This window comes from Sporosarcina koreensis (genome assembly GCF_000826145.2).
Lineage (GTDB): Bacteria > Bacillota > Bacilli > Bacillales_A > Planococcaceae > Sporosarcina > Sporosarcina trichiuri.
On record NZ_LN651337.1, the window covers coordinates 1,212,173 to 1,238,277 of the forward strand.

General features: G+C 52.7%; 28 protein-coding genes. 13 read left to right on the forward strand and 15 right to left on the reverse strand.

Features of this window, described 5'->3' with window-relative positions; genetic code table 11:
- Nucleotides 1–83 precede the first annotated feature (83 nt).
- Complete coding sequence (locus BN1190_RS11815) at nt 84–2,126, forward strand: methyl-accepting chemotaxis protein (RefSeq protein ID WP_052461812.1); 2,043 nt, start codon at nt 84–86, stop codon at nt 2,124–2,126.
- 78 nt (nt 2,127–2,204) lie between these two features.
- Here the strand turns inward: BN1190_RS11815 and BN1190_RS11820 are convergent, their stop codons facing one another.
- The gene (locus BN1190_RS11820; protein WP_040287079.1) at nt 2,205–2,909 is read right to left on the reverse strand and encodes a gamma-glutamyl-gamma-aminobutyrate hydrolase family protein; all 705 of its coding nucleotides are present in this window, start codon (nt 2,907–2,909) and stop codon (nt 2,205–2,207) included.
- A gap of 69 nt (nt 2,910–2,978) precedes the next feature.
- Between BN1190_RS11820 and BN1190_RS11825 the strand changes: the two genes are divergently transcribed.
- From BN1190_RS11825 to BN1190_RS11845, 5 genes are all read left to right on the forward strand, one after another.
- On the forward strand, nt 2,979–3,260 hold the full coding sequence (locus tag BN1190_RS11825) for a LytTR family DNA-binding domain-containing protein (protein ID WP_052461813.1): 282 nt from the start codon (nt 2,979–2,981) through the stop codon (nt 3,258–3,260).
- Between the two features lie 10 nt (nt 3,261–3,270).
- On the forward strand, nt 3,271–3,696 hold the full coding sequence (locus BN1190_RS11830) for a hypothetical protein (RefSeq protein ID WP_040287080.1): 426 nt from the start codon (nt 3,271–3,273) through the stop codon (nt 3,694–3,696).
- Nucleotides 3,697–3,767: 71 nt separating this feature from the next.
- Entirely contained in the window at nt 3,768–4,010 is a 243-nt protein-coding gene (locus BN1190_RS11835; RefSeq protein WP_052461814.1) for a hypothetical protein, read from the forward strand.
- A complete protein-coding gene (locus tag BN1190_RS11840) occupies nt 3,988–4,845 on the forward strand; it encodes an ABC transporter permease (protein WP_040287081.1) in 858 nt (285 codons plus the stop codon). Before BN1190_RS11835 ends, BN1190_RS11840 begins: the two co-directional genes overlap by 23 nt.
- Nucleotides 4,846–5,038: 193 nt before the next feature.
- Nucleotides 5,039–5,923, forward strand: coding sequence for a hypothetical protein (locus tag BN1190_RS11845; protein ID WP_040287082.1), 885 nt, complete (start codon nt 5,039–5,041; stop codon nt 5,921–5,923).
- A 51-nt stretch (nt 5,924–5,974) separates the two neighbouring features.
- Here the strand turns inward: BN1190_RS11845 and BN1190_RS11850 are convergent, their stop codons facing one another.
- From BN1190_RS11850 to BN1190_RS11865, 4 genes are all read right to left on the reverse strand, one after another.
- A complete protein-coding gene (locus BN1190_RS11850) occupies nt 5,975–6,421 on the reverse strand; it encodes a GNAT family N-acetyltransferase (protein WP_040287083.1) in 447 nt (148 codons plus the stop codon).
- A gap of 49 nt (nt 6,422–6,470) precedes the next feature.
- Nucleotides 6,471–7,337: an MBL fold metallo-hydrolase gene (locus BN1190_RS11855; RefSeq protein WP_244898732.1), complete on the reverse strand. Its 867-nt coding sequence runs from the start codon at nt 7,335–7,337 to the stop codon at nt 6,471–6,473.
- A complete protein-coding gene (gene nhaC, locus BN1190_RS11860) occupies nt 7,334–8,770 on the reverse strand; it encodes a Na+/H+ antiporter NhaC (RefSeq protein ID WP_040287085.1) in 1,437 nt (478 codons plus the stop codon). Before nhaC ends, BN1190_RS11855 begins: the two co-directional genes overlap by 4 nt.
- A 485-nt stretch (nt 8,771–9,255) precedes the next feature.
- Nucleotides 9,256–9,846, reverse strand: coding sequence for a TetR/AcrR family transcriptional regulator (locus BN1190_RS11865; RefSeq protein WP_040287086.1), 591 nt, complete (start codon nt 9,844–9,846; stop codon nt 9,256–9,258).
- 116 nt (nt 9,847–9,962) lie between these two features.
- Here BN1190_RS11865 and BN1190_RS11870 point away from each other — a divergent pair, with 116 nt between their 5' ends.
- Nucleotides 9,963–10,514 carry a hypothetical protein gene (locus BN1190_RS11870; protein WP_040287087.1) on the forward strand — a complete coding sequence of 184 codons (552 nt, stop codon included), beginning with the start codon at nt 9,963–9,965 and terminating at the stop codon, nt 10,512–10,514.
- 88 nt (nt 10,515–10,602) lie between these two features.
- Here the strand turns inward: BN1190_RS11870 and rsgA are convergent, their stop codons facing one another.
- Complete coding sequence (gene rsgA / locus BN1190_RS11875) at nt 10,603–11,664, reverse strand: ribosome small subunit-dependent GTPase A (protein WP_040287312.1); 1,062 nt, start codon at nt 11,662–11,664, stop codon at nt 10,603–10,605.
- Nucleotides 11,665–12,005: 341 nt separating this feature from the next.
- Here rsgA and BN1190_RS11880 point away from each other — a divergent pair, with 341 nt between their 5' ends.
- From BN1190_RS11880 to BN1190_RS11895, 4 genes are all read left to right on the forward strand, one after another.
- A complete protein-coding gene (locus BN1190_RS11880; RefSeq protein WP_052461815.1) occupies nt 12,006–12,830 on the forward strand; it encodes an SAM-dependent methyltransferase in 825 nt (274 codons plus the stop codon).
- A 140-nt stretch (nt 12,831–12,970) separates the two neighbouring features.
- Nucleotides 12,971–13,594, forward strand: a complete 624-nt coding sequence (locus BN1190_RS11885) for a TetR/AcrR family transcriptional regulator (protein ID WP_040287088.1) — start codon at nt 12,971–12,973, stop codon at nt 13,592–13,594.
- Nucleotides 13,595–13,608: 14 nt separating this feature from the next.
- Nucleotides 13,609–14,502, forward strand: coding sequence for an ABC transporter ATP-binding protein (locus BN1190_RS11890; RefSeq protein WP_040287089.1), 894 nt, complete (start codon nt 13,609–13,611; stop codon nt 14,500–14,502).
- Nucleotides 14,499–16,094, forward strand: a complete 1,596-nt coding sequence (locus BN1190_RS11895; RefSeq protein WP_040287090.1) for an ABC transporter permease — start codon at nt 14,499–14,501, stop codon at nt 16,092–16,094. The genes BN1190_RS11890 and BN1190_RS11895 overlap by 4 nt, the downstream gene beginning before the upstream one ends.
- A 115-nt stretch (nt 16,095–16,209) precedes the next feature.
- Here BN1190_RS11895 and BN1190_RS11900 read toward each other — a convergent pair whose 3' ends face one another.
- The gene (locus BN1190_RS11900; protein ID WP_040287091.1) at nt 16,210–16,443 is read right to left on the reverse strand and encodes a hypothetical protein; all 234 of its coding nucleotides are present in this window, start codon (nt 16,441–16,443) and stop codon (nt 16,210–16,212) included.
- 198 nt (nt 16,444–16,641) lie between these two features.
- Between BN1190_RS11900 and BN1190_RS11905 the strand changes: the two genes are divergently transcribed.
- Together BN1190_RS11905 and BN1190_RS15385 are read left to right on the forward strand one after the other, a co-directional pair.
- Nucleotides 16,642–17,367 carry a DUF4145 domain-containing protein gene (locus BN1190_RS11905; RefSeq protein WP_179860782.1) on the forward strand — a complete coding sequence of 242 codons (726 nt, stop codon included), beginning with the start codon at nt 16,642–16,644 and terminating at the stop codon, nt 17,365–17,367.
- A 191-nt stretch (nt 17,368–17,558) separates the two neighbouring features.
- The gene (locus tag BN1190_RS15385; protein WP_082023363.1) at nt 17,559–17,891 is read left to right on the forward strand and encodes a hypothetical protein; all 333 of its coding nucleotides are present in this window, start codon (nt 17,559–17,561) and stop codon (nt 17,889–17,891) included.
- A gap of 1,269 nt (nt 17,892–19,160) precedes the next feature.
- Here BN1190_RS15385 and BN1190_RS11915 read toward each other — a convergent pair.
- The 8 genes from BN1190_RS11915 to flgL all read right to left on the reverse strand — a co-directional run bounded on the left by BN1190_RS11915 (nt 19,161) and on the right by flgL (nt 26,105).
- Nucleotides 19,161–19,826, reverse strand: coding sequence for a hypothetical protein (locus tag BN1190_RS11915; protein WP_144036095.1), 666 nt, complete (start codon nt 19,824–19,826; stop codon nt 19,161–19,163).
- Nucleotides 19,827–20,128: 302 nt separating this feature from the next.
- Nucleotides 20,129–20,782 (reverse strand): hypothetical protein, encoded by a 654-nt coding sequence (locus BN1190_RS11920; protein ID WP_040287094.1) that lies wholly within the window; start codon nt 20,780–20,782, stop codon nt 20,129–20,131.
- 518 nt (nt 20,783–21,300) lie between these two features.
- Nucleotides 21,301–21,537: a flagellin gene (locus BN1190_RS15390; RefSeq protein ID WP_425313925.1), complete on the reverse strand. Its 237-nt coding sequence runs from the start codon at nt 21,535–21,537 to the stop codon at nt 21,301–21,303.
- A gap of 223 nt (nt 21,538–21,760) precedes the next feature.
- Entirely contained in the window at nt 21,761–23,239 is a 1,479-nt protein-coding gene (locus tag BN1190_RS15245) for a flagellin (protein ID WP_040287095.1), read from the reverse strand.
- A 658-nt stretch (nt 23,240–23,897) separates the two neighbouring features.
- Nucleotides 23,898–24,116: a carbon storage regulator CsrA gene (gene csrA, locus BN1190_RS11935; RefSeq protein ID WP_040287096.1), complete on the reverse strand. Its 219-nt coding sequence runs from the start codon at nt 24,114–24,116 to the stop codon at nt 23,898–23,900.
- 1 nt (nt 24,117) lies between these two features.
- On the reverse strand, nt 24,118–24,561 hold the full coding sequence (gene fliW, locus BN1190_RS11940; RefSeq protein ID WP_040287097.1) for a flagellar assembly protein FliW: 444 nt from the start codon (nt 24,559–24,561) through the stop codon (nt 24,118–24,120).
- Nucleotides 24,562–24,586: 25 nt separating this feature from the next.
- Complete coding sequence (locus BN1190_RS11945) at nt 24,587–25,141, reverse strand: DUF6470 family protein (RefSeq protein WP_040287098.1); 555 nt, start codon at nt 25,139–25,141, stop codon at nt 24,587–24,589.
- Nucleotides 25,142–25,211: 70 nt separating this feature from the next.
- On the reverse strand, nt 25,212–26,105 hold the full coding sequence (gene flgL / locus BN1190_RS11950) for a flagellar hook-associated protein FlgL (RefSeq protein ID WP_040287099.1): 894 nt from the start codon (nt 26,103–26,105) through the stop codon (nt 25,212–25,214).

Here is a 26,105-nt window from a genome sequence, read left to right on the forward strand (position 1 = left end):
TTCCGGTGAATTGTCGCTAAACATCACGCAATTCAAGCCGACATTAGATAGGTATACATAACTATCTAACATGGAGGATGCACATGGCAAAATCACTAAAGACAAAGATCATCGCGGCAGCCGTTGTCTTGTTCATGCTCGGCATGCTGCTGATGGCGTACATGCTGAATGGCCAGGTGAAGAAGCGGTCGATCGAGAATGTCACCGATGCAGGAGGACCGCTTTCGGACCAGATGGCCGTCTCGTCCGAGAATTTCCTCGACCAGTATGAAATGGGACTGAAACTGCTGTCGAATGCGAAGACGGTCAAGGAATATACGGATGGCAAAGAAGGCGTCAGTGATGACGAGGTGAAAGTCAAACTGCAGGAGTTCATGGATGCGTATCCGAATGCTTCTTCCGTCTATTACGCACTTCCTTCCAAGAAGGTGCTCATTTCGCCGCATGTCGATCTGACCGGCTTCGACCCGACCGGACGCGACTGGTACCAGCGGGCACTGGATGGTCCGGGTAAGGTGTACTGGTCCGCTCCCTACGTCGATGAAGCGACAGGAAACCCGGTCATCACGGCGTCCCGCGCTGTCATGAACGGTATCGACGTTGTCGGTGTGACGGGCGTCGATATCCAGCTCAGCTACTTGAAGGATTCCCTCAATGAGACGAGCATTCCTAATGACGGCTTTCCATTCATGATCGACAACAACGGCGTCGCAATCTCCTATCCGGAGAAAGACGGCGAAACGATGCGGGACGAGAAATTTGTCGATCACATGTTCATGTACAACGAAGGCGATACGGTATTCAAGGACAGTAAAGGAAATAAATCGATTGCCGTCTTCTCGACGATGGAACGGTTCGGCTGGAAGGTCGGCACCGTCTATCAGGAGAAGAACCTGCTCGGCATGGCGAAGGAACTGCGATTCTCGATCATCGTCATTTCGCTGATCACTCTCGCTGTTGTCGGCACGGCGCTGTACTTCATCATCGCCAAGCTCTTGAAACCGATCGGCCGCCTGCGCGGCAGTATGGATGCGGTGGCGGCAGGAGATCTTACCGTCCGTTCCGATATCCATACGAAGGATGAAATCGGACAGCTGAGCGACAACTTCAATGAGATGATCGCCAGCATGAACAGCATCATCTCTGTCGTCAGCCAGTCCGCTGATAACGTACGGTCCAATTCCGAATCGCTGAGTGCGGTGGCGGAAGAGACGAACGCGTCGAGCTCCGGAGTGGCGCATGCGGTCAATGAAATCGCGGAAGGTGCCTCGAAATCGGCACAGGATGCGGAGACGGTCACCGAGCGCTCCGACGAACTCGGCCGGCAGATCAACGGCATCACCGAACGTGCTGTGTCGATGACGGATATCGCCGAGCGCACCGGTGCCATGAATGAAAGCGGCCAGGCGCAGATGGCGAACCTGCAGGAGACGTTCCAGTCATCCGCCGGCAACTTGCAGTCGATGAACGAAGCGATTTCAGGACTCGGCCAGAAGGTCAAGGAGATCGGCGGCGTCATGGAAACGATCACCGACATCTCCTCCCAGACGAACCTGCTCGCGCTGAACGCAAGCATCGAAGCGGCGCGTGCCGGCGAGCACGGCAAAGGGTTTGCTGTCGTTGCGGAGGAAGTCCGGAAACTCGCGGAGCAGTCCGCGCGTGCGACGGAAGACGTCCAGACGACCGTCCGCCAGCTGCAGGACGAATCGCGCACCGTAACCGAACAGATGGAAGAGACGATTGCGACGTTCCGCGAGCAAGGATTGGTCGTGAGCGAAACCGAGACGACGTTCGGCGAACTGTCCGCCCTCATGACGGAAATGCAGTCGTCGATCGACGCCATTTCCGATGAAATCCAGCACGTCGGCCGTCATAAGGACGACGTGGCGGAAACGATCCAGCTCATGGCGGCGACGTCCCAAGAAACCGCGGCAGCGTGCGAGGAAGTGAGCGCTTCGACGGAAGAACAGCTCCGCGCCATCCAGTCGGTCACCGAAGCGGCCGAAACGCTGACGGAGCTGAGCGAACAGCTGAGCCAGGCGATCGACCGCTTCAAGGTGTCGGATGAGGAATCCCCTCTTGCTGAGGAGAGTGCAGACGAAGAGGATGTTGACGAGACAATCTGACGGCATCCTGTACGGTGAAGGAAACAGACAAAAAGGAACGGCCCCGATATTAGGGGACCGTTCCTTTTTACTTGGTCTTCATTTGGATGTACATGCTTCGATGAACCCTTCGAACAGCCGCAGTGCGGCGGGGTCATCCCGGTTCGACAGCGCTTCCGGGTGCCACTGGACGCTCATGACATAGCGGTGTTCCGTGCTTTCGAGCGCTTCGATGATGCCGTCCTTCGCAGTCGCTGTCACGATCAGCGGCTCGGGGACGTCATGGACCGCCTGATGATGAAGGGAGTTCACGCGCAGTTCAGATCCTTGCGCGTACTCCGCCAGCCGGCTGCCCTCCTTCACGTCCACCGTATGCGTCGGATAATTCCGGTCCGCCTGCTGCTTATGCTGCAATAGCGGCCCGTCAAGATCCGAATAAATGTGCTGATGAATCGTTCCGCCGAGCGCGACGTTCAGCACTTGCTGGCCGCGGCATATGCCGAGCACAGGCATGTCCTTCCCGATCGCGCAGCGTGCCAGCGCGAGCTCCATATCGTCCCGTTCCGGCGCCGTCTTGCCGAGGTTCGCCTCCGGCTCCTCGCCGTAGACGAGCGGGCCGACGTCCTCCCCGCCTGTCAGCAGCAGCCCGTCGATCCGGCTGCAGATGGCGTCGATATCCTCGAGACCCGCCGGCAGCACGACCGGCAGTCCCCCCGCTTTCAGGATCGCCCGGCTGTAATCCGCCTTGACCCACGTTTCCCCGTTTTCGTCGATGTCTGATGTAATTCCGATGATCGGTTTCATGATGTCAGCACTCCCTTATGTAAAAAGATCCATGAGAAAACCGGCCGGGGTGAAGGCCGGTTTTCAGAGGTGGTGTTCTATTCCCGGTCTGCAGCATTCTTAATCATCCAGGAGGAAAAATCAGCGGCGGAAGATGTCTACGAGAGCGGCCGGAAGCTGTATGAGCGCAAGGAACAGCTCGCGCATACGGCGTTCCTGCGCATCAGCAAGAACCAGATCGTCAACACCGCCAAGATCACGAGCGTACGGGCGCTCCTGAACGGCCGGTTCGAAGCGAAGCTTGCGAACGGCGAGAAGACGATCGTCAACCGGCATTACGCCAAAGCGTTCCGCAATCACTTTCTAGGATAGGAGGATTCATATGAAACGGACTTTGATCTATATCGGGGCCGCGTGCGCCGCGTTCACGTTCAGTTCCCTGCTCTACTACGTGTTCCGTCTGCTCGGCCTGTTCCCGCCGCTCACCGAATCGATGAGCATCACGCTGTTCCTCGTCCCAACCATCATCATATGCCTCATCTGGCTGACGCACCAGCTGCCGGTGGAGCAGCCGGCCGCTGTCTTCGTCTTGGAGATCCTCTGTGTCGTCGCCGTCCTGACCGCAGGCGGCCTGTTCTTCAATATGTTCCCTTTCAACATCTGGATCTGGTCGTCTGTCGTCCTGTCCGGCCTGCTCGCCTATCTGTCGGTCTTCGTACTCATCTACCTGACCACGAAGGCGGATGAACGGCGGATCAACGACATCCTGATGCAGAGGCGGACCGCTCGGATTACGCTGTCATCCTGAACAGCGGGCGCATCATCGCAAGCGGCACGCCTGAAACGCTCCGCACCGCCCACTCCGCGGACCGGCTGTTTTTGAGAACGGCCGATTCCGAAGCGCTGCGGGCGGCGCTCTCGCGGGATCAGCTTCCCTACAGCGAGCACCTCGGCCGGTTCGAAATCGAGCTGGACTCGACCTTGCACGCTATCCCGCTCACCGCAAAATACGAGCCGCTGCTGACGTCGTTCGAAGTGAGGAAATCGAGCCTCGAGGACGTGTTCCTGCGGGTGCAGGAACGGAAGGAGGAGGATCTGCATGCTGACACTTGCGAAGCGTAACATGCTGCTCTACTTCCGCGACCGGTCCGCCGTCTTCTTCTCCCTGCTGTCCGTCGCGATCCTGATCGCCGTCTATGTCTTCTTCCTCGGCGACCTGATTGCGGACGGCATACCGGAGTTCCCGGGCAGGAAAGGTCTCCTGCTGACGTGGGTCGTCGCCGGAATCCTGGCGGTCGCCAGCATCACGACGACACTTGCCGCATTCGGCACATACGTCGAAGACCGGCAGCGACGGACACTCGACGATTTCCTCGTCACGCCGATGAAACGGTCAGAGCTCACCGGAGGGTACCTGCTCAGCTCCCTCGCCATCGGACTGATCATGACCTTTACAGCACTCGTCGCTGCGGATTTCATGCTGCTCGCCGCGGGACAGCCGCTGCTGACTGCCGTCCAGCTTCTCCAGGCGGCCGGCATCATCGCGCTGTCCGTCCTGTCCGCCGGCTCCCTGTTCCTGCTGCTCGTCCGGTTCTTCCGGACTTCGAACGCGTTCGCGGCCGCAAGCACCCTCATCGGGACGACGATCGGGTTCCTCGCCGGCATCTACATCCCGATCGGCAGCCTGCCGGGGTATCTCCAGTCGGTCATCCAGCTCGTCCCCGTCTCCCACGCCGCCCTCCTGTTCCGGCAGGTGCTGATGGCGCCTTATCTGACGGATGCATTTGCAGGCGCACCTGCCGCCAAGTCCGAACAGTTCCATGAAGCGTTGGGCATCACGTTCCATCTGGGAGACACGGCACTAAATCCGCTTTTCAGCGTGCTGTATCTGATCGGGTCAGCGGCTCTGTTCTTCCTGGTTGCAGTCCTCGTCCCGAAACGTCTGAAACGTTCCTGACTCCGCAGCCGGATCCGCCGGCTGCGGAGTCAGGTACAGCCGCTGTCCACCCCATCCTTTTTCAGTACCTTTTAGGCCCTAAGCCCTCTCGCCCTGCAATGGATAGAAAGCCGGAACTTTTCTGCATTCCGGAACCCTTCCCGCCGATAGCCGTATCACAAGCAACCTACTCGGAGAGGAGAGATCTGACACCATGAAAAAGATCGGACTTCTGCTGCTGACGGTATGCATGTTAGCCGCTTGCAGCACGGCGAAAAAGACGGAACCGGCAGCGGACAAGAAGGAAACGGATGAGGCGTCCAAGGAACAAGCCGTCCCTGTGACTGCAGAGACGGAAGAAGGAGAAGAGGAAGGCAGCGGGGCGGCGGACGAGGATGGGACCGACTTCGATCTGGCGAGAGCCCGGACCGTTGAGATCCCGTCGGTTGTCGATGAAGACGGCAAACTGGGTGCAGCGATGACGGAGGAAGAATTCGAGCAGATCGCGAAGACGCAGCGCACCATCCGTTTCGCTCTCGACGACCACCCGATCCGCCGTATCTCGAGTGACGACAACAATATCACCGACATCACCAACTTCGGGGATGCGCTGATCGACACGGAAAACAGTACAGCCTACCAGCTGCCGGACGAGGAGATTCCCGCCGCTTACCAACTGTTCCTGCAGAACCGAGCCGATGAATTCGCGGGGAAGCCGGACTCCGAATACCGGACATGGGAGGAAGCGACCAACCTGGAACGGAGCGTCATCCAGCTCGTGCTGCTGATCGCCCCGCCCCTCAACGACCTCGGGACAGTGATTGAATACGGGAAGCTCGGGCATCCCGTCACCGCCGTCTTCCAGGAGGAGTTCACAAAAGTCGGTTCTCCGATGACACTGTTCCCCGGCCCGCAGACCAGTACCGACATCGAACTCTACGACCTCATGATGCAGATGCAGGGCATGTGGGGCGAGCTGGGTGCTTTCGAGGATCCAGGTGCACACCCTGAGGAATTTGACGCATTGTATGGGAAAGTGCGCGCGGAGACGAACAATCTCGTCGTGCGGGTGAATTACACGCTGACGGAGAATTATTAGGAAGACATGTGAAAGCGGCTGTCCCGTCGAGCGGGCAGCCGCTTTTCATTTCTATGTTTTCCGGTAGATCCATTCCCCGTCTGCATCATATTCATGGATGAACTCGAATCCGAACGATTCATACAGACGCCGGGCGCCCAAATTTTCCTCGAACACACTCAAGTAGATCGGCTGCCTGCCGTATTCCTGTTCCAGACGCTCTAACAGCAGTCTTGTGAATGAACGACCGAGACCCTCCCCTTGATACTGTGCATCGATCAGCAGACGGTCCATCCAGACGTTGCGCCCGCCGGCACTGTCCCGCAGTGCTCCGTACATCGCAAATCCGACGAGCACTTCGTCCGCATACAGACCAACCGGCCGGAACTCGGGATAATCGGCGGCATCCTGCAGGCAGGCGGCTGGTGTCTCGATGAAGCCCTGCTGGCCCGGGTGGACGGTCAACCCGAGGACATCTTCCCGATTGGTCGCATCAACTGGTTGGATAGTCAGTTCCATGGTTATCTGCCCTCTTTCCGATTTACTAGTTGCGAATTGTGAATGACAATCAAATCTCCAGCACCATTCCCTCTTCCGCCACCCGGAACCCATTCGTTTCCACGAACTTCCGCGCCTCGCTGTCCGGATCGAGCACCGGGTTGCTGTGGTTGAAATGCGTGAAATAGATGTCCGTCTCCCCGGCGATCGCCTGCAGCCGACGGATCGTCTCCGTGATGAACGGATGCGGAATGTCACGCAGGTCCCGGTCGCTCCGCCCGCTGTCCGCGAGATCGCCGGCACTGAAGAACGTCGCATCCAGCAGGCAGATGTCCGCCTCGCGGCAGGCATCGAGCACATCCACTGTCCACTCGTCCCAGCTGTCGATGTCCGGAATGTACAGCACCGACTTGTTCGGCCCTTCGATCCGGAACCCGAACGTCTCCGAGTATTCGTTACGGTGCGGCACATCGAACGGCGTCACCGTAACCCCGTCCGCCAGCTGCCCCGGCTTTCCGTCCGTGATCTCCTGAACTGTAATATTGCCAAGATCCGTCAGCTGCCGCCATGGTACGTTTGTCTCGAGCATCTCCTTCATCTTCCGCCCGGCGAAGACCGGGACACCGGCCGTGCTCATCGCCTCTTTGCCGAGATACATCAGGCCGGGATAATGGCCGATGTGCGCATGTGTCTGCCAGATGCTGTCCATGACCTGCCCTTCCAAGCCGAACGTCCGCTGCAGCATGACGAGCTGCTCCTTGAAGTCGGGCGACGCGTCGATCAAATGCCACTGCCGTTCCTCCGGCAGGACGACTGCAAGCGACGCCGCCCGCCGTTTCCACGCCGGATTTTCAATCGCACGGGTGCAGTTTCCGCAATAACAATTCGGCTGCGGCACACCCGCGTCCTGCGCCGTGCCGAGCACTTGCAGCCTCACTTCGCCCAAGCCGGCACCTCCTCTTTTTTATCTGCTTCCATAACAGCCGGTTCGGCGCTGTACGTCTTTTTCTTGATCGTGAACCCGGTGAAGCCGAAGATCAGGTTGATGATTGGTACGAGAAACACGAAGAACGCATACGGGATGAACTGCCCCGGGCTGATGCCGAACATGCCCGCCGCAAACACTGCGGGCACACTCCACGGCACGAGGTTGATGCCGACCGTGCCGGCCGATTCCACGCAGCGCGACAAGTTGACGGTATCGATGCCCATCTCCTTATATTTCGGCACAAACGTCCGGGACGGCAGCACAATCGCCAGGAACTGTGCTCCGCTCGCAAACGCCACGACAAATGTCGATAGGATGGTCGCCGCGATCAGGCTGCCCGCGGACTCGACACGCGCCATCATCTTGCGCGTCAGCACACCGAACGATCCCGACTCCTCGAGGATGCCGCCGAGTGCCGTCGCAATGACGAGCAGCGCGACCGTATTCAGCATCGACGTCATCCCGCCGCGATTCAGCAGCGAATCGACCGCCGGCACACCGGTTTCCGCCGTGAATCCGCTCGTCATCGCCTGGATGACAGCGCCGACCGGCATGCCCTGGACGGCCACAGCGATCACCGCACCGAGCAGGCCGACGCCGGCGAGCGCGGGGATGGCAGGCACTTTCTTGATCATCAGGACCACGGTCAGTACCGGCAGCAGCAACAGCAGCGGATGGATTGTGAACTGCTCCGTCAGCCCGGTCTGGATGGCACCGATCGATGCCGCATCCGCCGTTCCGGCACCGGCGAACATCCGGCCGACGACCGCATACAGGACGATCGACAATCCGAACGCCGGCAGCGTATCCCAAAGCATGTGACGGATGTGCGTAAACAGATCGGTCTCCGCCATCGCCGGTGCGATATTCGTCGTATCGGACAGCGGCGACAGCTTATCCCCGAAGAATGCTCCGGAGATGACCGCACCGCCGACAAGCCCCGCCGGGAACCCGAGCCCCTCCCCGATCGCCATGAACGCAAGGCCCACCGTCGCAATCGCGGTAAACGAACTGCCGAGGGTGATGGACACGATTCCGGTCACGAGTGCCACGATTGGTACAAAAACCGACGGATGGATGAGCGACAGGCCGTAATGGATGATCGTCGGGATGACCCCGCTCGCCATCCACGACCCAACAATCAGCCCGATCAGCAGGAGAATGAACACCGCCGGCAGCGCCCGGCCGACACCCCGCACCATCATCTCCTGCACATCCGCCCACCTAAAACCGGCCACCGCTGCCACGACAGCGGCCGCGAGCACCCCGATCACCAGCGGCAGAAGCATTCCCGCGTCCCATACGAACACCGACATTGATGCCGCTGCGACCAACACAAGTATCGGCAGCGCCGCAAGCCACCCGGACATTTCCTTCTCCATTCTCCCATCTCCCCTGCTGTAATATAAAACGCAAAAAAAGCCCCCATCCCTCTCGAAAGAAAGGGACGGAAGCTCCGCGGTACCACCCAACTTAGCAGGACTCCCCCTGCTCACTCAACCCGGATAACGGCCGGCCGCCGGACACATGTCTGCTCCCTGCCTGTAATTCACCCATGCTTCCCGCTTGGTTCGCACCACCCACCAAGTCTCTGATTCCAAGGATTGCACCGCTACTCCGGACAGTTCGTCACATTTTACACAATGATAGAGGGAGGAGTGGGAATTGTCAATCAGTATATTGGATATTGCGTGTACAATTCTCTTACACACGGCACTGTCCATTCTTCTCCTTCATCAAGAAACCGGAAACAGCGCAAGACTGCTCCGGAAAGATCCCCGGCTTCGCATACCAAACGGCCTCACCGGTTTCCGGGCTGCCTGAATTCACGGTGTGCTCAGGCCATACAAAAGAACTCATCCCTCTCCTAGTGCAATACGCAAATCGATTCAATATGATAACGAAGCGTCCGTCTGATCCTGTCGGCGTCGAGACGGTCCGGCTCCAGCAGCGCATGAATCGCAATCCCATCTATCAAGCCGTACAGCCGTTCACTCTCCAGCTCCATATCGATAGTTTCCGGTAAAAGTCCAGTCGCCTCCAAATACGCCAATGCTTTCCGGACACCTGCCAGCACGCCGTCATCCGGTATCGGCAGGTCGTCTTTCCGGTGGTTCACATAGACGGTGAAAGCAAACCATACTTCCATTTCCGCACGCGTCTCCGGGCTATGCGGTACGATTTCATATAATACGGCCAGCACCATTTCTTTAGGCGGCAGCTCCTGTGCCGCAACTTTTTCAATCCGGGCTGTCGCCCTCTCCTGCACAAGCGTCATCGCATAGACAAGCAGATCATCCTGGGTCTTGAAATAATGGCGGAGCGCCCCGAGTGAGAGCCCCGCTTCTTCCGCAATGTTCCGCACTGTCGCCCCTTCCATCCCTTTATCCAGAATGACCCGCCACATCGCCTCTGCAATCAACTGCTTCCGTGCTTCATGATTCACTAATTTCGGCATATACCTAGTGTAGAATACATCCTGTTTTTTAACAACACACTTGTATTATGAAAGAACAAGTGATACGATTCTCTTAATAAATACAACTGTATCATATAAACAAAGGAGGGATGGTAATGAATTTGATCGCCTGGATGATCGTTGCCTGTGAAATCGGCTTCTGGGTTGCCATTCTTGCCGGGATGACCGCACGGTATGTATTCAACAAGAAACGGCTCGGCCTCTTTTTCCTGGCACTCACGCCGGTCATCGACGCTGCCCTGCTGATTGTCACCGCTTCCGATCTGATCAATGGTGCAGTCGCCACGCAGGCACATGCCATCGCGGCGATTTACCTCGGCGTATCGGTTGCATTCGGCAAAAGCATGATCCACTGGGCAGATGAACGGTTTCTGTATTATGTTAAACGACAAGGATCGAAACCGCAGAAGAAAACAGGCTACGCCCATGCACGCCATTCGATGAAAGGCTCCCTGCAGCATGTCCTCGCCTACTTGATCGGCGGTAGTTTCCTTGCTGGACTAATTTACTATATCGGTGATAACGCGAGAACAGAAGCCCTTCAACAAATGCTGAAATTATGGACCCTCATCCTGGGAATCGATCTCCTGATTTCCGCCTCCTATTTCATCTGGCCGAAGCCGGAAAAAGCGAAGAAGACGGAGTAAAGAACCCCATGTTCTTATACAGCCCCTGCCCATGCAAGACCTTATCATCAAAAATCGGAAGCGGTCCGTACACCGCTTCCGATTTCCATCATGCTTTCCGTCCCGATTTCGTCTGTGCCTTCCACTTCTTCCGCTCCGCCGCCTGCGCCTGCACGTTTGTCTTCCGTTCCAAAAAGGCGATTTCCCGCTGCAGTTTCAAATAGCTCGCAAAACGGTCTTCCTCAAGCGCCCCATCCGCAAGTGCCTCCTGGATGGCGCAGCCTGGCTCGGCATGGTGCCGGCAGTCGTTGAACTTGCACGATGCAGACAGCGCGTCGATGTCGGCAAAGCTGCCGTCCATGCTCTCCTGATCGTTCCATAGCTGGAATTCCCGCATCCCCGGGGTATCGATCAGCACGCCGCCAGCCGGCAGCGCGATCAGTTCGCGGTGTGTTGTCGTATGGCGGCCCTTTGCGTCATCTTCCCGTATCGTCTGGACGGTCATTGTTGTACCGCCACAGATAGCATTGACGAGCGACGACTTGCCGACACCTGACGAACCGAGCAATGCTGCGGTTTTACCGTCTTGCAGCAGCGAGACAATTTCATCAATCCCTTCTCCCGTCTTGCTGCTGACTGTGAGGATGTCTGTGCCAAACGCAATCGACTGCACTTGATCCACATACAACTCAGGTGTGTCGCATAAATCCGATTTTGTTAATACAATCACCGGCACCGCGCCGGAATCATACGCTGCGACCAAATACCGTTCGAGCCGCCGGATGTTGAAATCATCGTTCAACGACGTCACTAAAAATACAATATCGACATTCACCGCAATCAGTTGCTCCGTCACTGTTGTTCCGGCTGTTTTCCGTGAGAAAACGGACGTCCGCGGCAGAATGGCATGAATGATCCCCCGCTCTTCTCCTGGCATCCGTTCGACAGTCACCCAATCGCCGACCGCCGGGTAATCCTGGCGGTCGTATGCGCGATGGAGCAGCGCCCCCGAACAGACGGACAGCCATTCGCCTTCTTCCGTCACGACCCGATACATATGTTTATGTTCCAATGTGACACGCCCAGCCACCATGGAATCGGTCAACGTTCCATCGTGCTGCAGTTCGAGCCATTGCTCCTGTTGGTGGTCATTCCATCCGTACTTCATCATTTTCTCCAAATAAATTCCTCCTAGTTATGTGCATACAAAAAAGCATGGGACCCCGGATCGGACACCATGCTTTCACGCATACACCAGAAGGAAACTGTCCTGATTTACCTCAGGGCAGGTGAAAGTATGGGTCCGATCCAATTTGCAATTGCCAGTTCGAAGTTTGCCATAGTGATCACCTGCCCTCTCTGAAAGTTATCTACATCATACGGAACTATCACTAGTAAGTCAATGAGATATTTTTTAATTCTATCGATTCTATTAATTCTTGATGCATCTGTCTGACATACCGGTTATCATAGAGGAAACCTGAAAGACACCCATTGAAATGAGGGATCCTTTTGACCCAATACACCATCAACCAGCAGACACGTGACTTCCTGGATGAACATCACTTATACGAAGACGACGACATCCAGCAGACCCAGCTCCAGCATCGGCTTGCGCTTGTCGACGCGTTCGCTTTGCCAAAAGGCGGCCGGATCCTCGAGATCGGCTGCGGCCAGGGGGACACGACGATGGCGATCGCCCATGCAATCGGTGCGGGCGGATCGGTCACCGCCCTCGATCCGGCCAGCCGCGAATACGGTGCCCCGGACACGTTAGGCCAGGCCACTGATCGGATTCTGCAGTCCTCCCTCGGCGAACGCATCACGTTCCATCTCGAGACCGACTTTCTGGACTATGACGTGACCGACCTGTTCGACGTCGCGGTGCTGTCCCATTGCTCGTGGTATTTCAAGAGTGCCGAAGAACTGCTTACCTTGCTGAAAAAAGTCCGGCGCGCCGCCAAGCGGATCTGTTTCGCTGAATGGGATCTGGCATTCACCGACCTCGCACAACGGAGCCACTTTTGTGCGGTATCCATACTCGCCCTGTATTCACAGGTCATCGAAAACGACAGCAACGTCCAAACCCTGTTCCATAAGACAGAAATCCGGCGCCTCCTGGAACAGGCCGGCTTTGAAACGGACGCCCCGGCAACCATCGATGCCTCCTACCTGCCCGACGGCGGCTGGGAGCGCGGATATGCCAACAGCATACGAACGGAATTGGAAGAAGCAGCACCAGCCATGGGTTCCCTGCTCACCAGCTATTACGAATTGTTGAATGAACCGGATGGCGCCATCCCCTCGCTGAACAGTTTCGTATTGTCGGGGGCTTGAGGGACGGCCATCTTGAAAGTTATCTGTAAGTTCAAGAAAACTGTAGACCCATCTGGTCGACTGTGATATTCTATAGTCGACCAGTCAGGTCTATTCTTTTTCACCAAAATCGACCACTTCGGTCTACGAAGGAGTTCATGATGACTACTAAATTCACGACACTCGACGAAGCCAAACAGAAACGGATCACCGACGCCGCAATGCGGGAGTTTGCAGAGCACTCATACGACCAGGCATCGACAAACCGGATCGTCCAGGAAGCAGGCATCGGCAAGGGGATGCTGTTCCACTACTTCGGCTCGAAGGAAGCTCTGTATGCCTATTTGGCGGAGCGGGCGATCACTGTTCTCGAGGAGCTGTACACGCAGTACATTGACATGGATGAACCGGATTTCATCGAACGGATGAAAGGCTCGGCGCAGCTGAAGATGGAGGTGTACCAGCGCTATCCTGACCTGTTCAACTTCATCGCCCAGGCGGTGCTCGAAAAGGAGTCGAAGCTGCCGAAGCCGCTTGCGGACCGGCTCGATCATATGCAGCAGGACGGCATGCGGCGGCTGTTCAGCGGTCTCGATATGACGCTGTTCCGCGATGATGTGCAGGCGGAAGATGTCCTGAAGCTGATCAGCTGGTCGATCGACGGCTACAGCAAAGAGCTGCACGCAAAGCTAAATGGCGCGACATTCACAGAGATCGACCAGGAGCCGCATTGGCAGCAGTTCTATGAGTTCCTCGACGTCTTGAAGCGGGTCTATTACAAATAAGGGGGCGGATCGGTATGGCGGTGTTGGAAGTGGAAGGACTGACGAAGATGTTCGGGAAATTCAAAGCGCTCGATGACGTGACTTTACGCGTGGAACCCGGCGAAGTGTTCGGCTTCATCGGGCCAAATGGAGCCGGGAAATCGACGACGATCCGGGTGCTGCTCGGGCTGCTGAAGCGGGATGGCGGGACAGCAAAGATATTCGGAAAGGACGTCTGGACGGACGCCGTCGACATTCACAAGCGGATTGCGTATGTGCCCGGCGACGTCGTGCTCTGGCCCAACCTGACAGGCGGCGAGGTGATCGATGTGTTCGCTGGCCTGCATGGGCATACGGACACAAAACGGCGGAACGAACTGATCGAGCGGTACGACCTCGATCCGTCGAAGAAGTGCCGCACATTTTCGAAAGGCAACCGCCAGAAAGTCGCGCTGATTGCCGCCTTCGCCTCAAACGCCGACCTGTTTATCCTGGATGAACCGACGTCCGGGCTCGACCCGCTCATGGAGCGTGTCTTCCAGCAATGCGTCGCCGAGGTGAAAGAGGCCGGCAAGAGCGTCCTGTTGTCGAGCCACATCCTGTCTGAAGTCGAGCGGCTGTGCGACCGGGTCGGCATCATTCGGCAAGGGACGATTGTCGAAACCGGCACGCTTGCGGAACTGCGCCACCTGACCCGCACCAACCTGACAGTGGCACTTGCCTCCCCTGCCCCCAGACTTGCAGAGCTGGACGGCATTCATAATTTGATCAATGAAAACGGCACCCTGACGTTCCAGGCGGACAGCGACAGACTCGGTGACATCATGGCGGTTCTCGCGCCATACGGCATCGAGCGGCTCGAAAGCGCGCCGCCGACGCTCGAAGATCTGTTCATGCAGCATTACAATAACCAGGAGGAATCGCAATGAGCTCACAAGCAACCGGCAGCATGCGGCTCTTCCGCTTCATCGTAAGGCGCGACTGGCTGCGGCTCGTCATCTGGATTGCAGCCATCACCGCCATCACCGTCGCAGTCCCGCCCGCCTTCCAGGATCTCTACCCGACACAGGCAGCCCGCGACGCGATGGCCGAAACGATGAAAAACCCGGCGATGACCGCGATGGTCGGCCCCGGCAATCTCGATCACTACACACTCGGCGCCATGACGACCCACCAGATGCTATTGCTGACAGCGGTCGCCGTCGCGATCATGAACATCCTGCTCGCCGTCCGGTTCACGCGGGCGGAAGAGGAAGCCGGCATCTCGGAAATGCTCCTCGCCCTCCCCGTTGGCCGCCGAGCACCGCTTCTGGCGGCGGCAGGCGTGTTGGCGGCAGTCAATTTTGCACTGGCCGCCGCTGTGTCGACCGGCCTCGCGAGCCTCGGTATGGATAGCCTGACCGTCATCGGGTCGATGCTGTACGGACTGACTCTCGGCGGAGCCGGCTTGTTATTCGCATCTGTCGCCCTGATCGCCGCTCAACTGTCCGAAAGCGCACGGGGCGCGACAGGTCTCGCGATGATTACACTGGTCCTCGCCTTCCTTATACGCGCAGCCGGTGATGCCGCCGAGTCGAGGGTCTCCTGGCTGTCGCCGCTCGGCTGGGTCACTGCCGTCCAGCCGTTCGCCGGCAATCACCCATGGCCGCTCGCACTACTAGCCATTGGAGGAATTCTGTTATTCGGGATAGCCTGGGCACTGCAAGGCAGACGCGACCTCGGCGCCGGTCTCCTGCACGCCAGACAAGGACGCACCCATGCCTCCAAATTCCTGCAGACACCGCTCGGACTCGTCCTGCGCCTGCAGCGTACCGCGATGATCACCTGGGGCATTGGCATGCTCGTCCTTGGCCTCGCCTATGGATCGGTCCTCGGTGACCTGGAGAGCTTTTTTGATGGCAATGAGCTGCTGCAAAACATGCTCACCGTTGGCAGCACCCGGCCCATTGCCGAACAGTTCCTGCCGATGCTCATGCTCGTCATGGCCCTGATCGCCACCATCCCGGCGATTTTATCCATGCAGCGGCTGCTCGGCGAAGAAAAGAACGGTCGCATCGACAGCATTCTCGGTCGGCCTGTGTCACGGGTGCGGCTTATCGGGACCTATCTGACCGTCGCTGGGATCAACGGTATCGTGATGAACTCCTTAGCTGCCGCCGGCCTATGGCTCGCCAGCCACAGCGCCATGGCCACCCGGCTCCCCTTGTCTATGATCATGGGTGCGAGCGCCGTTCAAATCCCGGCGATCCTTGTGTTGATCGCGTTGTGCACCCTGCTCATCGGCGCATTGCCGAAAGCCAGCCCGCTGATCTGGATCGTCCTCGTCTATTCGTTTGTCGTCCTGTATTTGGGGAGCTTGTTCCAGTTGCCAGCGTGGATGGCTGGCATCTCGCCGTTCGGCTCCGTGCCGGCATGGCCAGTGGAGGAGATGGATTGGGTGGCCGTTGTGGAGTTGGTGGTGGTTGGAGTGATTGTTGGAGTTGGTGGAGTGTTTGGGTATCGGGAGAGGAATATTGGCTGACGAGTTAACTAATGCATACTTCAGACCATTTTTGCTTCTCTGTACGCTGAATGAGTTACGATGCAACTGTCATCTAGTCTCGTTTTATGACTTCCCAAAAATAAAATGCCCGCCATCACAAATCGGCGTAGTCTATTTTCAACTTCTGAATAGCTGCAAGCTGCTCTTGGATCTCTTCATTCAGCTTTGCAGCTTCTTTCTCGTCCAAGTCATTTGCCGCAGCATATTGGGCAATGTCTTTCATCCGATACAACCGCTCTTCGATTTGCGCCAGCACCGCATCCTGCTGCTTCACTTTTTCTAATTCTTTTACGATATTTTGCAGTTCGGGATGAGCACTTCTATCCATTGGAATCACAACCTTTCTCTTACTTACGATATTACCTATGTTGATTTATGCGGCTCACAGGTCACCGAACGATTAATAACGTATAACTCAAGATGCCTGCGTCATAGTCGTCTAGACACTAGCTGAATTGTACAGCGGTCAGGTACCTGCTTCTTAAATTTCCCACTTGATATATAATAGAGAAAAAGGGTGATGGAGATGTTGAAAACAGTCATGCCAGATATCCGTCAGCGATCTTATCGTTGTCCGCGGTGTGGAGTATTGTGTCCGCAAGATCATTTTAAAATTGGTTGGAACTCCCTACCAGATAGTGAAATTTACTTTAAAAAACAAAAGCACAAGATGAATCCCGGCAATCGAGTTTTAATAGGAGGTAACCACTTTATCAAGGAGCCAGCTCCTTTACCTTGGGATTTATTCGTAAGTGTATGTACAGAATGTGAAAAATACACAATATGGGAAAACGAAAAAGTTATATTCCCACCTACCTCAGAAATGCCTGAACCCGAAGAGTACATGCCGGAAGACGTTAAGCGGATATACGAAGAAGCCGCACAAGTGTTTCAGTATTCTCCACGTGCTTCAGCAGCATTGTTGCGTCTTGCAATTGAAACTTTATTGATCCAGCATCTCGGCTTAAAGAAAGACAGTATCAATAATATGATTGGAGATTTGGTAACCAGAGGAACACTTTCACATGTACAACAAGCACTGGATGCTTTGCGCTTCTACGGAAACAAAGGCATTCATTTCGGCGAAATTGATTTAAATGATGATCAGGAGAAAGTTCAATTCCTATTTATCTTGATCAATATGTTGGTGAAAGAGTTAATAAGTAAACCAATAGAAATTAACAGCATATATGAGGCATTGCCTGAATCATTCAGACAAAGTGTCGAAAACAGAGATGCTGTTAAAAAATAAGCCTGAGAGGGCTTATTTTTCATGGATACATTATAAAAACAGGCGGTAGAATAGCAAAGTTGAAGGAAATGGAAAAAATGCAGGACACACAGTCTTCAAACTAAATGATACAAAGCCGTACACATCCAGCCATTACCTATATACTCCTATTATGGTACGCCGGCGGCATCAAGCGGCTGCCTGTTACATAAATTACCGATCACCTCATAGAAGAAGTACTCGCCTGGTGGTATCAGGATGACGGGCATTTGAATATCCAAAACTGTTTGATGCGTAAGATTATCTTATCCACTGACAGCTTTACTACCGAAGAGAATGAATGGCTCGTTCAGTTGCTCTATGACAAATTTCTTTTGAGGTTCTCGATAGACGCGCAGAACAGACTGCTTTTGAACGACCAATCGCAAATTATGCATTTTCTAAACCTAGTCGCCCCTCACCTGCAGCCTTGCATGAACAGAAAAGCCGTGAAGCTTCCGCCACTGAAAATGATTGCCACCAGGACAACCGTCTACTTACCTTAGTGTTTACAACTGTCACAGCCATCCAGGCAGATCAGTGAGCAGTTGCACAAGCTGCCACTTTTGAGTTCTAACATGAAGAGTCCAATAGAAATTAATGAACTCATTTGGCGACTGCTCACCCTCAAAGCTCTTAAACAACCGACCATAAGATATCAACTTACAATCTCGCCCGTACATCCGCTCCTCCTGGCATCCATACAGCAAGTAACCGGCGCGACTATCGGCGAATTGATTGCTCTATGTTTTGAATCTTCCGTTGCCGAAAATGTTCTGGCAAACCTTTTGTGATCCAAGAGCGTCATATATCAACACTGTCAAAAAACAATTGTTGTCAGACATCCTAGCAGGGGTCTTTTTTGATTGAGACGCTAGATTGGCGAGGATCAAAGCGAATATTGCTCATAGACTCAGGGTGCACAAGAATATAGAGATAAAATGGCCGCCCGGTATTCTGGATAGTGTCCAATTTGTTTGTCACGCAAACCAGAACACGATTGTTCCTTTATGCTAAACAAACTTAAAAGTTCAAACAAACATGATTGTTTCACACACAGGCACCCTTCACTAACGAATATCGACGGCATCCGTCCAAACGTCTTTGCCATTTCAATCCACGCTCCCCATAGAGGGAGCGACCGCAATATATTGAGTTTCACCATGTCTTCAATACACCATATCGAAAACAAATGAAAGACCGCTTCATCTTTCCCACCATCCTACCAAATCAGCATGCTCCATAGCTATAAAAATGCGCAAACCTCCCAGGAAATTCATGGACACTTCAGGTTGGCACAACAGATTATGCAGCCGAGCTCCAGAGTTATGCCAGATCAGTTGTTTACTAACATCCACTGTCGGCCGCTCACTCCCTGCATAATCACGCATTCCTGCAATCTTACCTCTCTTGCTATTGACGGCGCACAAGTAACCCCTCAACAACTCTGTGCGGCCAGTTATTTCTTAAAGCGATTGAGTAGTTTGAATGGTTTACAAGTTATTCAACAGACAGGTCAGTGTACTTTTATGTTGGAGTTCTGTGACACACAGGTCACCGAACAATTAAGCCAAATTTGTCTGTCACACAGGTCATCACACACTTAAGCGACCATTTCAAAAGGAATGATGATAGAAAAAAATATAGAGATAAAATGGTCGCCCAGTAGTCTGAATAGTGTCCGAGTTGTTTGTCACAGGCACGCTAAGTCCGAAAGAATACAGGTCCCCTGTAGTGTTTCAAGTGTGTAAATTCATGCGTGTCTAAAACCCAACTTACCCAGCTAACTTTTCAAACCATTTTTCTACTAAAGATCTAATTAATACTTCAGCCTCTTCTAACTTCATTGGATTTACAGGAGGCACTTCCTTTTCAGACTTTGGGGTCCCGTGCCTTGATAAATCACCACTAGCATTTGGATGATTTGCGGTTCTTGTGAAATTCGTTCTTTTAGTGCTTGATAACCAGCCTTCATCAACTATTCGTTGGTCACGATCTACTATTTCAAATACTCTATATAAATTCACCCATGAAACGAAATTAGGGTCATTAACTAGGCGGAGAACCTTTCTTACCTTATTATTTTCATTTGCTAACTCATAGTTCCTTTTGGTCTTAATATCCATATCCAGATTAAATGGCACCCTCACAGTAAGCTCTGCTAATAAATCGTCATTAGTATAGGTTTTAAAATTTTCTTTTTCCTCTATTGTCATTAGTGAATAGGCAATATTAGATCCTACTTCTATCGCTAACGCGTTGATTACCTCCCCAACATTCCTAATTCCTGCCCTTTCTGCTTTAAGAATACTATCGGCGCAAACTGAGGTTTCAGCGATTAATTTCTCTGACTGATAATAAAGCGACACACAGTTAAATATAATAGAATCATTAAAACTAACTATAGGATCAACATTGCAAAGGATATTAAATTTTTTCATAATCAGCTCTCCGTGTTTTTTGAATTTTTTTTTGAGATTCAGCTCGCCATACATTCAATGCGAAATATCACCTTATCTAAAAAAAGCTTTTCCGAATAGAAGAATGAATAGCTTATACAGTTGCTTTGCATCAGATATCATCTACACATCACCATAGATGGACAGAACAGAAGGTTGCTGTATGTTTATTTTTTCACCAAGTCAACAAGTTTACTGAATAATTATATACTTTTACGGTGCACAGATTTTTGTTGTCCACAGACACTCTATGCCAAAATAATCATAATATAATAAAAACGATACTAATACATCAAATATTCTAAACATATTATTCCTGATAATTCTCTTAATATTTCTGGAGATATCTTTGAAATGAATTCTCTGTATTGTTCACTGTTTCTTAGCAATATGGTTACGTCTGAATAACGAAAAGTAAGATCCCCCAATATACGCCATTCTCTTTCGTGGGTCCAATCTATTATGCTATTTCCGGAATACGCTTGAGTCATATCAAAATTTACAATTCTCCAAGCTTCAGATGTCGGTAAAAACTCTTTAGCTATATTTGTTTTCTCATAAATTACTGGTCGGGCTCCAGTGTTAGGTATTGGGGCATCAAAGGTATCAACTAACTGTGCTAAATTAACTTTAGAAAAAGCCAGCCCGCAAGGATAATATCTTAACTTAGTGGTTTGTCCTTTTTCATATTCCTCAATATGATTTATAGCATTTTGCGCGACTGAATATAAAGGTATATCCTGAAAACATACTACCTTATTTCCGCCTACTATATATCCTTTTGAGCTTCCAATCAGTAGTCGATCATTTAATATCTTCACCAATATGTCAGTCGGATTTCCATATAATTCACTTCCTTTAGTCAAATGTGTAAGCATGCCGGTTACATCGCTACGTTGTTTAATATTTTGTTTATATTGATTAATTGAGTAAGCCATTTATCTTCACCTCTTAATTATACTGCCTATAAACAGCAACAATACAATATTAGAAAATTAATTAAAAAAATAAAAAATTCCAATAACTTATGTATTCTAAAACGCGATCCAGCAATCTGGATCGCGTTTTGTTTAACCTTATTAGCGCAACAATTGAAGAACGCCCTGCGGTTGCTGGTTTGCTTGCGACTTGTCCCGTCATTTCTAAACGAGGTCAGACTATATCTTCATCCTGCGGTCCTTCGGCAGGAGCTGGGCACTTCGAATGTTGCGACTTGCAACACCCTACGGATTTCATCGTCATAGCGTATACACACCGTAGACGGTATATCCTAGTCGTTGAACGTTCCCCACGGTTTCCCGACAGGGGCTTCGCTGCTGATTGTCCAATCTCTTCGTTTTTCAGGCCGTCGCGATTACTGTTTCCAGTTGCGCTGTGGCAGAAGAGCTCTCAGGAGGTTCCAGCAATTCACCCAGTGATGCTCTTATCCGTTACCAGATAAGACGCCCGTACAACATTATCGAAGAAGTTGGAGAACTCCTTGCGAACTCTGTTGTGCTTGAGCCAACATAGCTTGTGCTGCTTGAGTCAGGATGTTGTTCTTTGTGAACGACATCATTTCTTTCGCCATCGTGCGAACATCCACTTTCATGGATGACCAGACTATATCTTCACCCTCCACTTTGGGTAGGGGTCGGGCACTTCGGAGCGGCAGGGTACTCAGTCCTGCAGATCCTACGGGTTTCATCATCATGGGCCGGAGCCGGTAGATGGTATACCCTAGTCGTTGAACCGTCTCCACTCTTTCGAGACAGGAGCTTGGCTGCTGATTGCCCAATCTGTTCTTTTTTCAGGCCGTCACGCCTACCGTTTCCGGTTACGTTGTGGCAAGAACAGCTCTCAGGGGTTTCCAGCAATTCACCCGATCGTACTCACTGACCGTTACCAGTCAGGACGACTGTGTTTGTCTCGTCTGCTTACGCAGCCGATAAAACATAATCCACGTCGCGGATCCGTGATTCCGCAGCTGTGAGGTTTTCGGAAGACGTTCCGAGGTTGTTGATTGTGTGCTCTAGGCGGTTTTGGACAGCACCGAGTTTAGAGCGTTCTGCTGATACTGTGTCAATTGCTGATTGGATAGTAGTGATAGCAGTATTTGCAGTATTTTTATTAGAAATATCTACTCCAGCTGCTGTTTTAGCATCAGCAACTTTGGCATTACCAGAGAAAGATGCGGACGTCGCTGCTGTAGGTGTCATGTCAATAGTAATCGTATCATCGCCACCAGTGATACCGCTGGCAGGACCTGAAAGATTCACAGAAATTCCTTTATAATCACCTGAAGCTACAGTAAACTTAGTGTCATCAGCTTTAACATTTATACTTTGAATAGTACCTGAAGCACCTGTCATAGTAACTTTAGCTGAAACCTCAGCATTTGCATCTTCACCATTTACAGCATCTAAAGTAGTAAAGCCTAGAAGAGTTGCTCCAGTACCAACATCAGAACCAGTTAAATCAACCTCTGAGGCTTCTCCTGTTGTTTGAATATCTGTAAGAGTTAATTTATCCCCGTTAATACCCACGTTATACTTACCTGCTCCAAGTGCTGTATCAATGTCAGCTTGTAATGCTGTTTGGACGTCTGCCTTATTCGTGGCAGCGTCATAAGTAGCCCCGAGAGCCTTAACACTTGTTAAAGCGACATCTTGTCCATCAATAACTATCTTAGTGGCAGTATCAAAACCTACAGAAGCTCCTAAGTCATTATCCCCAGTTTTTACTGCATTAGTTGCTGCAGTTGCAGCTGATCCAGCTGTATAGCTTAATGTAATTACTTCTCCATCTTTCACCTGCGGGCCAAAAGTAGATGAGACACCTGCACTAGAAACATCTCCCGCTCCTGTTGCAGTACCTACATTAACATCTCTTGATACCCCAAGTGATTTTGCATCCATGGCACCAATAGACAAGTTGATGTTTTGTCCCTGGTTAGCACCAATATGGAATGTCGCACTACTAATATTTTCATCAGATACTGAACCATTTAACAATGATTTATTGTTAAATTCAGTGTCATTGGCAATACGAGTAATTTCTTGTGCTAGTTGATCGACTTCTTTTTGCAATTCAGCACGATCGGTATCGGTATTTGTGTCATTTGAAGATTGTACAGCTAATTCACGCATACGTTGTAGAATGTCGTGAGTTTCATTCAATGCACCTTCAGCTGTCTGGATCAAAGAAATTCCATCTTGAGCATTCTTTTGAGCCATATCCAAACCACGAATCTGCCCGCGCATTTTTTCGGAGATTGCCAAACCAGCAGCGTCATCTCCAGCTTTGTTGATTTTCAAGCCAGAAGACAATTTCTCGAGGTTTTTGGAAGCGTTCGTGTTGTTTGCGCCGAGCTGGCGGTGTGTATTCATTGCTGCGATGTTGTGATTGATAATCATTGTTGTTTCCTCCTTGAGTTGTGAGGGTTCACGTCCTTGTGACCCGTTTGTTTTTTGTTTGCATGATCGGGATGCCGGCCGAACCATCCTTCTCTTGCTTACAGTATTAGTATCGGAGGGGGTCCATTATTGTTTAGTGTTTTTCGAGAAAGATTTTGGATATTTTTCTCTTTGTGGAGAGAGGGATAAATGCGGTTGCGGATTCGTGTACTTGGCACGTCTACTTTTCGACGGCGGGGGACAGTCTGCTGCTCCATTCGCGTTCTTCCGCGAATTGGGCGGCAGCCTGGCATCCTTTGAATGGGAGAGCTGTCACACAGCGGGGTAGCCCCGCATATATAGTCCGGTGGTTTTGGCACGAATGGGTTCTACTGTATGGTGCGCGTGGGTAGCAGCCCCACTCTACCCGGGTGGCTGTGCACGTCACAATTCGCGGAGGGACGCGAATGGATGTCGTGCAGCAGGCACCCTGGGGGGACGCTGGCGTGAGAATGTTGATAGTAGATGAAACTTTCACTCAACCCGGGTATCTGTGCATGTCCCAATTCGCGGTAGGACGCGAATGGATGTCACGCACAGGTACCCTGGAGCGAGCAGGAGTCATGCAAAGAAACTGATGATTGGAGGAAAAGAAAAAAGAGCCAGACGGGCTCTTTTTTTAGTTTTTTTTCAGTTGGTTGAAGAGGCTTAGGTCGATTTCGATGGCTTCGGTGTTGCTTTCGGAGATGGATTGTACCAGTTCGCCGCGCAGGATTTCGACGGATTTGGGGGCTTCGATGCCGATGCGGACGGTGTCGCCTTTGATTTCGATGATTTTGAGTTCGATGTTGTCGCCGATTTTGATGGATTCGTTCGGTTTGCGGGAGAGGACGAGCATGTCAGCGGGCCCCCTTTTGTGCCGGCGAACCGATTGGTGTGCGCAGGCTGTAGCTGGTGTCGTTCAGGATCATCTGCTTGGCGGTGTGATTCTGGATGTTGAAGATGAGCGGCGCCTGCAGGTTGATGGTCGATGATTCGAACGGAGCTTTCATGGACATGACGGACAGGATCATGAGGTCTTCTTGGGTGTCGATGCCGAGCAGTTCGAGTGTCGGGTCGTCGATGGCGAATGAGTAGTCGCTGACGACGGTGTATGGGTTCGCGACGATGAGTGCGACGCCCGGTGTGTTCACAGACTGCATGACTTGGAAGCTGTCGTTGCCGTCGATCGGCAGGAGGACGAATGCAGTTTCGTCTTCGAGGCCGGGCAGTCCTTTCGGGAATGTCCATTGCGTGAGTGTGTCCAGGTCGAGTTCGCCGTGGAATTTGGTCTGGATGGTCATGCGGGTGTCTCCTTCGGTGTACGAATTATCCTTTCCAGTCGATCTGGATGGATGGGTACTGTTCCATGGTGCCGGTCACTTTGCCGGGTGTGTACGTGTGGATCGGTTTGTTGACTTGGGTGTTGATGATCGGTTTCTGTGGTGTTGCGTTGATGGTCGTTGTGCCTGGTGTGATGCTCATCTGGATTTTGGAACGATCGCCGACGAAGCGGATGCCGAGCGGTGCGGGCGGCGGGCTGCCGTTCTGCTTGGCGATGGCGGGGATGGCGCCTCCACCATTCTCGATCTCCATCATCTGGCGTCCTTCTTCCGCCCGGCGGCCCGTGCCGTCAAGGCCTCCCTGCCGTCCTTGCTGCGCCCATTCCTGGGTGCGGCGGAATACGCTTTTCATGTCGACGTTCGCCCGAACTTCTGTCGTGTCGACGGATAGTTGCGGTCGGGTTGTGGAGATCTCCAAGGTCGCCGCAGGCTGCTGGATGTCGAGTGTCGCTTTCGGCTGTTCGATCTGCTGGATCGGTTTATCGACCTGCAAGCCGAGCCGGCCGGGTGTTGTCTGGATCTGCAGTTTCGGGATGTCCAAGGGAACACCTTCTTTCGGTGGCTATGAAAAATGCCAGGCACAAGAGTACCTGGCACGCTCGTGCGGTTGGTTATCGGAGGAAGTCGACCAGCGACGGTTGGATGATACGCGCGCCTGCCGCGAGGGCAGCCCGGCTGACCGACTCCTGGGTGATGAGTTCGGTGATGACTTTCTCGATGTCCACATCTTCGTTCTGCGACATCTGCTTCTTCGCGATGCCGACTTGCGATTCGAGACGGTTATTCATGAGCTCGGCGCGGTTCTGGCGCGCACCAAGGTCGGCACGTTCTTCGAGGACCGAATCCATCATCTTATCGATATCACCGATCGAGTTTTCAAAGGTGGCGGTACTGCCCTTGAAACCATCAAACATGGCGTCGATCTTTTTGAACATGGCAGCGGCTTTTTTTGAATTGACATTCAACTGGACGCCGTCAAATACATCAATATTTATATCTGATTCAAAAGCCGTTGGCTCTCCAACAAAACCAGTATCTGTGCTCAATGTCGGGAAGCCATCTTTAGTAACTAGTGCTGTTCCCGTTTTTGTGCCACTGAAGATATATTTGTCGCCAACTTTTGTGTTGGCAATATCTCGAATTTGTTGCTGTAGCTGATCTAACTCAACCTTGATTTTTTCCCTATCACCATCTGTCATGGAACCAGAATTCGATATGTTTGTCGCAAGTTCTTTCGCCCGGTGCAGCGCTTCTCCGACTTTGTCGAGGGCGTCATCGGAGCTGTCGAGCCAGTTGTTCACTTCGCCGAGGTTCCGTTGGTACTGTTCAACTTTGTCGACCTGTGTCCGGTACGCAAGTCCGCGCATGGCGACGACCGGATCGTCGGATGGGCGGGAGACTTTCTTCTGGCTCGTGAGCTGTTCATTCAGCTTGCCCATCTTATTGTAGTTGGTCGTCAAGTTGCGGAGCATGTTATTGGAAAGCATGGATTGGGTTACACGCAT

Coding starts and splice junctions, on each gene's coding strand:
- BN1190_RS11915 (WP_144036095.1), bottom strand. CDS start 19,826: ATGAAAAAATTTAATATCCTTTGCAATGTTGATCCTATAGTTAGTTTT.
- flgL (WP_040287099.1), bottom strand. CDS start 26,105: ATGCGTGTAACCCAATCCATGCTTTCCAATAACATGCTCCGCAACTTG.
- BN1190_RS11885 (WP_040287088.1), top strand. CDS start 12,971: ATGACTACTAAATTCACGACACTCGACGAAGCCAAACAGAAACGGATC.
- BN1190_RS11890 (WP_040287089.1), top strand. CDS start 13,609: ATGGCGGTGTTGGAAGTGGAAGGACTGACGAAGATGTTCGGGAAATTC.
- csrA (WP_040287096.1), bottom strand. CDS start 24,116: ATGCTCGTCCTCTCCCGCAAACCGAACGAATCCATCAAAATCGGCGAC.
- BN1190_RS11815 (WP_052461812.1), top strand. CDS start 84: ATGGCAAAATCACTAAAGACAAAGATCATCGCGGCAGCCGTTGTCTTG.
- BN1190_RS11905 (WP_179860782.1), top strand. CDS start 16,642: ATGTTGAAAACAGTCATGCCAGATATCCGTCAGCGATCTTATCGTTGT.
- BN1190_RS11920 (WP_040287094.1), bottom strand. CDS start 20,782: ATGGCTTACTCAATTAATCAATATAAACAAAATATTAAACAACGTAGC.
- BN1190_RS11870 (WP_040287087.1), top strand. CDS start 9,963: ATGAATTTGATCGCCTGGATGATCGTTGCCTGTGAAATCGGCTTCTGG.
- BN1190_RS11820 (WP_040287079.1), bottom strand. CDS start 2,909: ATGAAACCGATCATCGGAATTACATCAGACATCGACGAAAACGGGGAA.
- BN1190_RS11850 (WP_040287083.1), bottom strand. CDS start 6,421: ATGGAACTGACTATCCAACCAGTTGATGCGACCAATCGGGAAGATGTC.
- BN1190_RS15390 (WP_425313925.1), bottom strand. CDS start 21,537: ATGATGATGAAACCCGTAGGATCTGCAGGACTGAGTACCCTGCCGCTC.
- BN1190_RS11840 (WP_040287081.1), top strand. CDS start 3,988: ATGCTGACACTTGCGAAGCGTAACATGCTGCTCTACTTCCGCGACCGG.
- nhaC (WP_040287085.1), bottom strand. CDS start 8,770: ATGGAGAAGGAAATGTCCGGGTGGCTTGCGGCGCTGCCGATACTTGTG.
- BN1190_RS11845 (WP_040287082.1), top strand. CDS start 5,039: ATGAAAAAGATCGGACTTCTGCTGCTGACGGTATGCATGTTAGCCGCT.
- BN1190_RS11830 (WP_040287080.1), top strand. CDS start 3,271: ATGAAACGGACTTTGATCTATATCGGGGCCGCGTGCGCCGCGTTCACG.
- rsgA (WP_040287312.1), bottom strand. CDS start 11,664: ATGATGAAGTACGGATGGAATGACCACCAACAGGAGCAATGGCTCGAA.
- BN1190_RS15245 (WP_040287095.1), bottom strand. CDS start 23,239: ATGATTATCAATCACAACATCGCAGCAATGAATACACACCGCCAGCTC.
- BN1190_RS11895 (WP_040287090.1), top strand. CDS start 14,499: ATGAGCTCACAAGCAACCGGCAGCATGCGGCTCTTCCGCTTCATCGTA.
- BN1190_RS11865 (WP_040287086.1), bottom strand. CDS start 9,846: ATGCCGAAATTAGTGAATCATGAAGCACGGAAGCAGTTGATTGCAGAG.
- fliW (WP_040287097.1), bottom strand. CDS start 24,561: ATGACCATCCAGACCAAATTCCACGGCGAACTCGACCTGGACACACTC.
- BN1190_RS11900 (WP_040287091.1), bottom strand. CDS start 16,443: ATGGATAGAAGTGCTCATCCCGAACTGCAAAATATCGTAAAAGAATTA.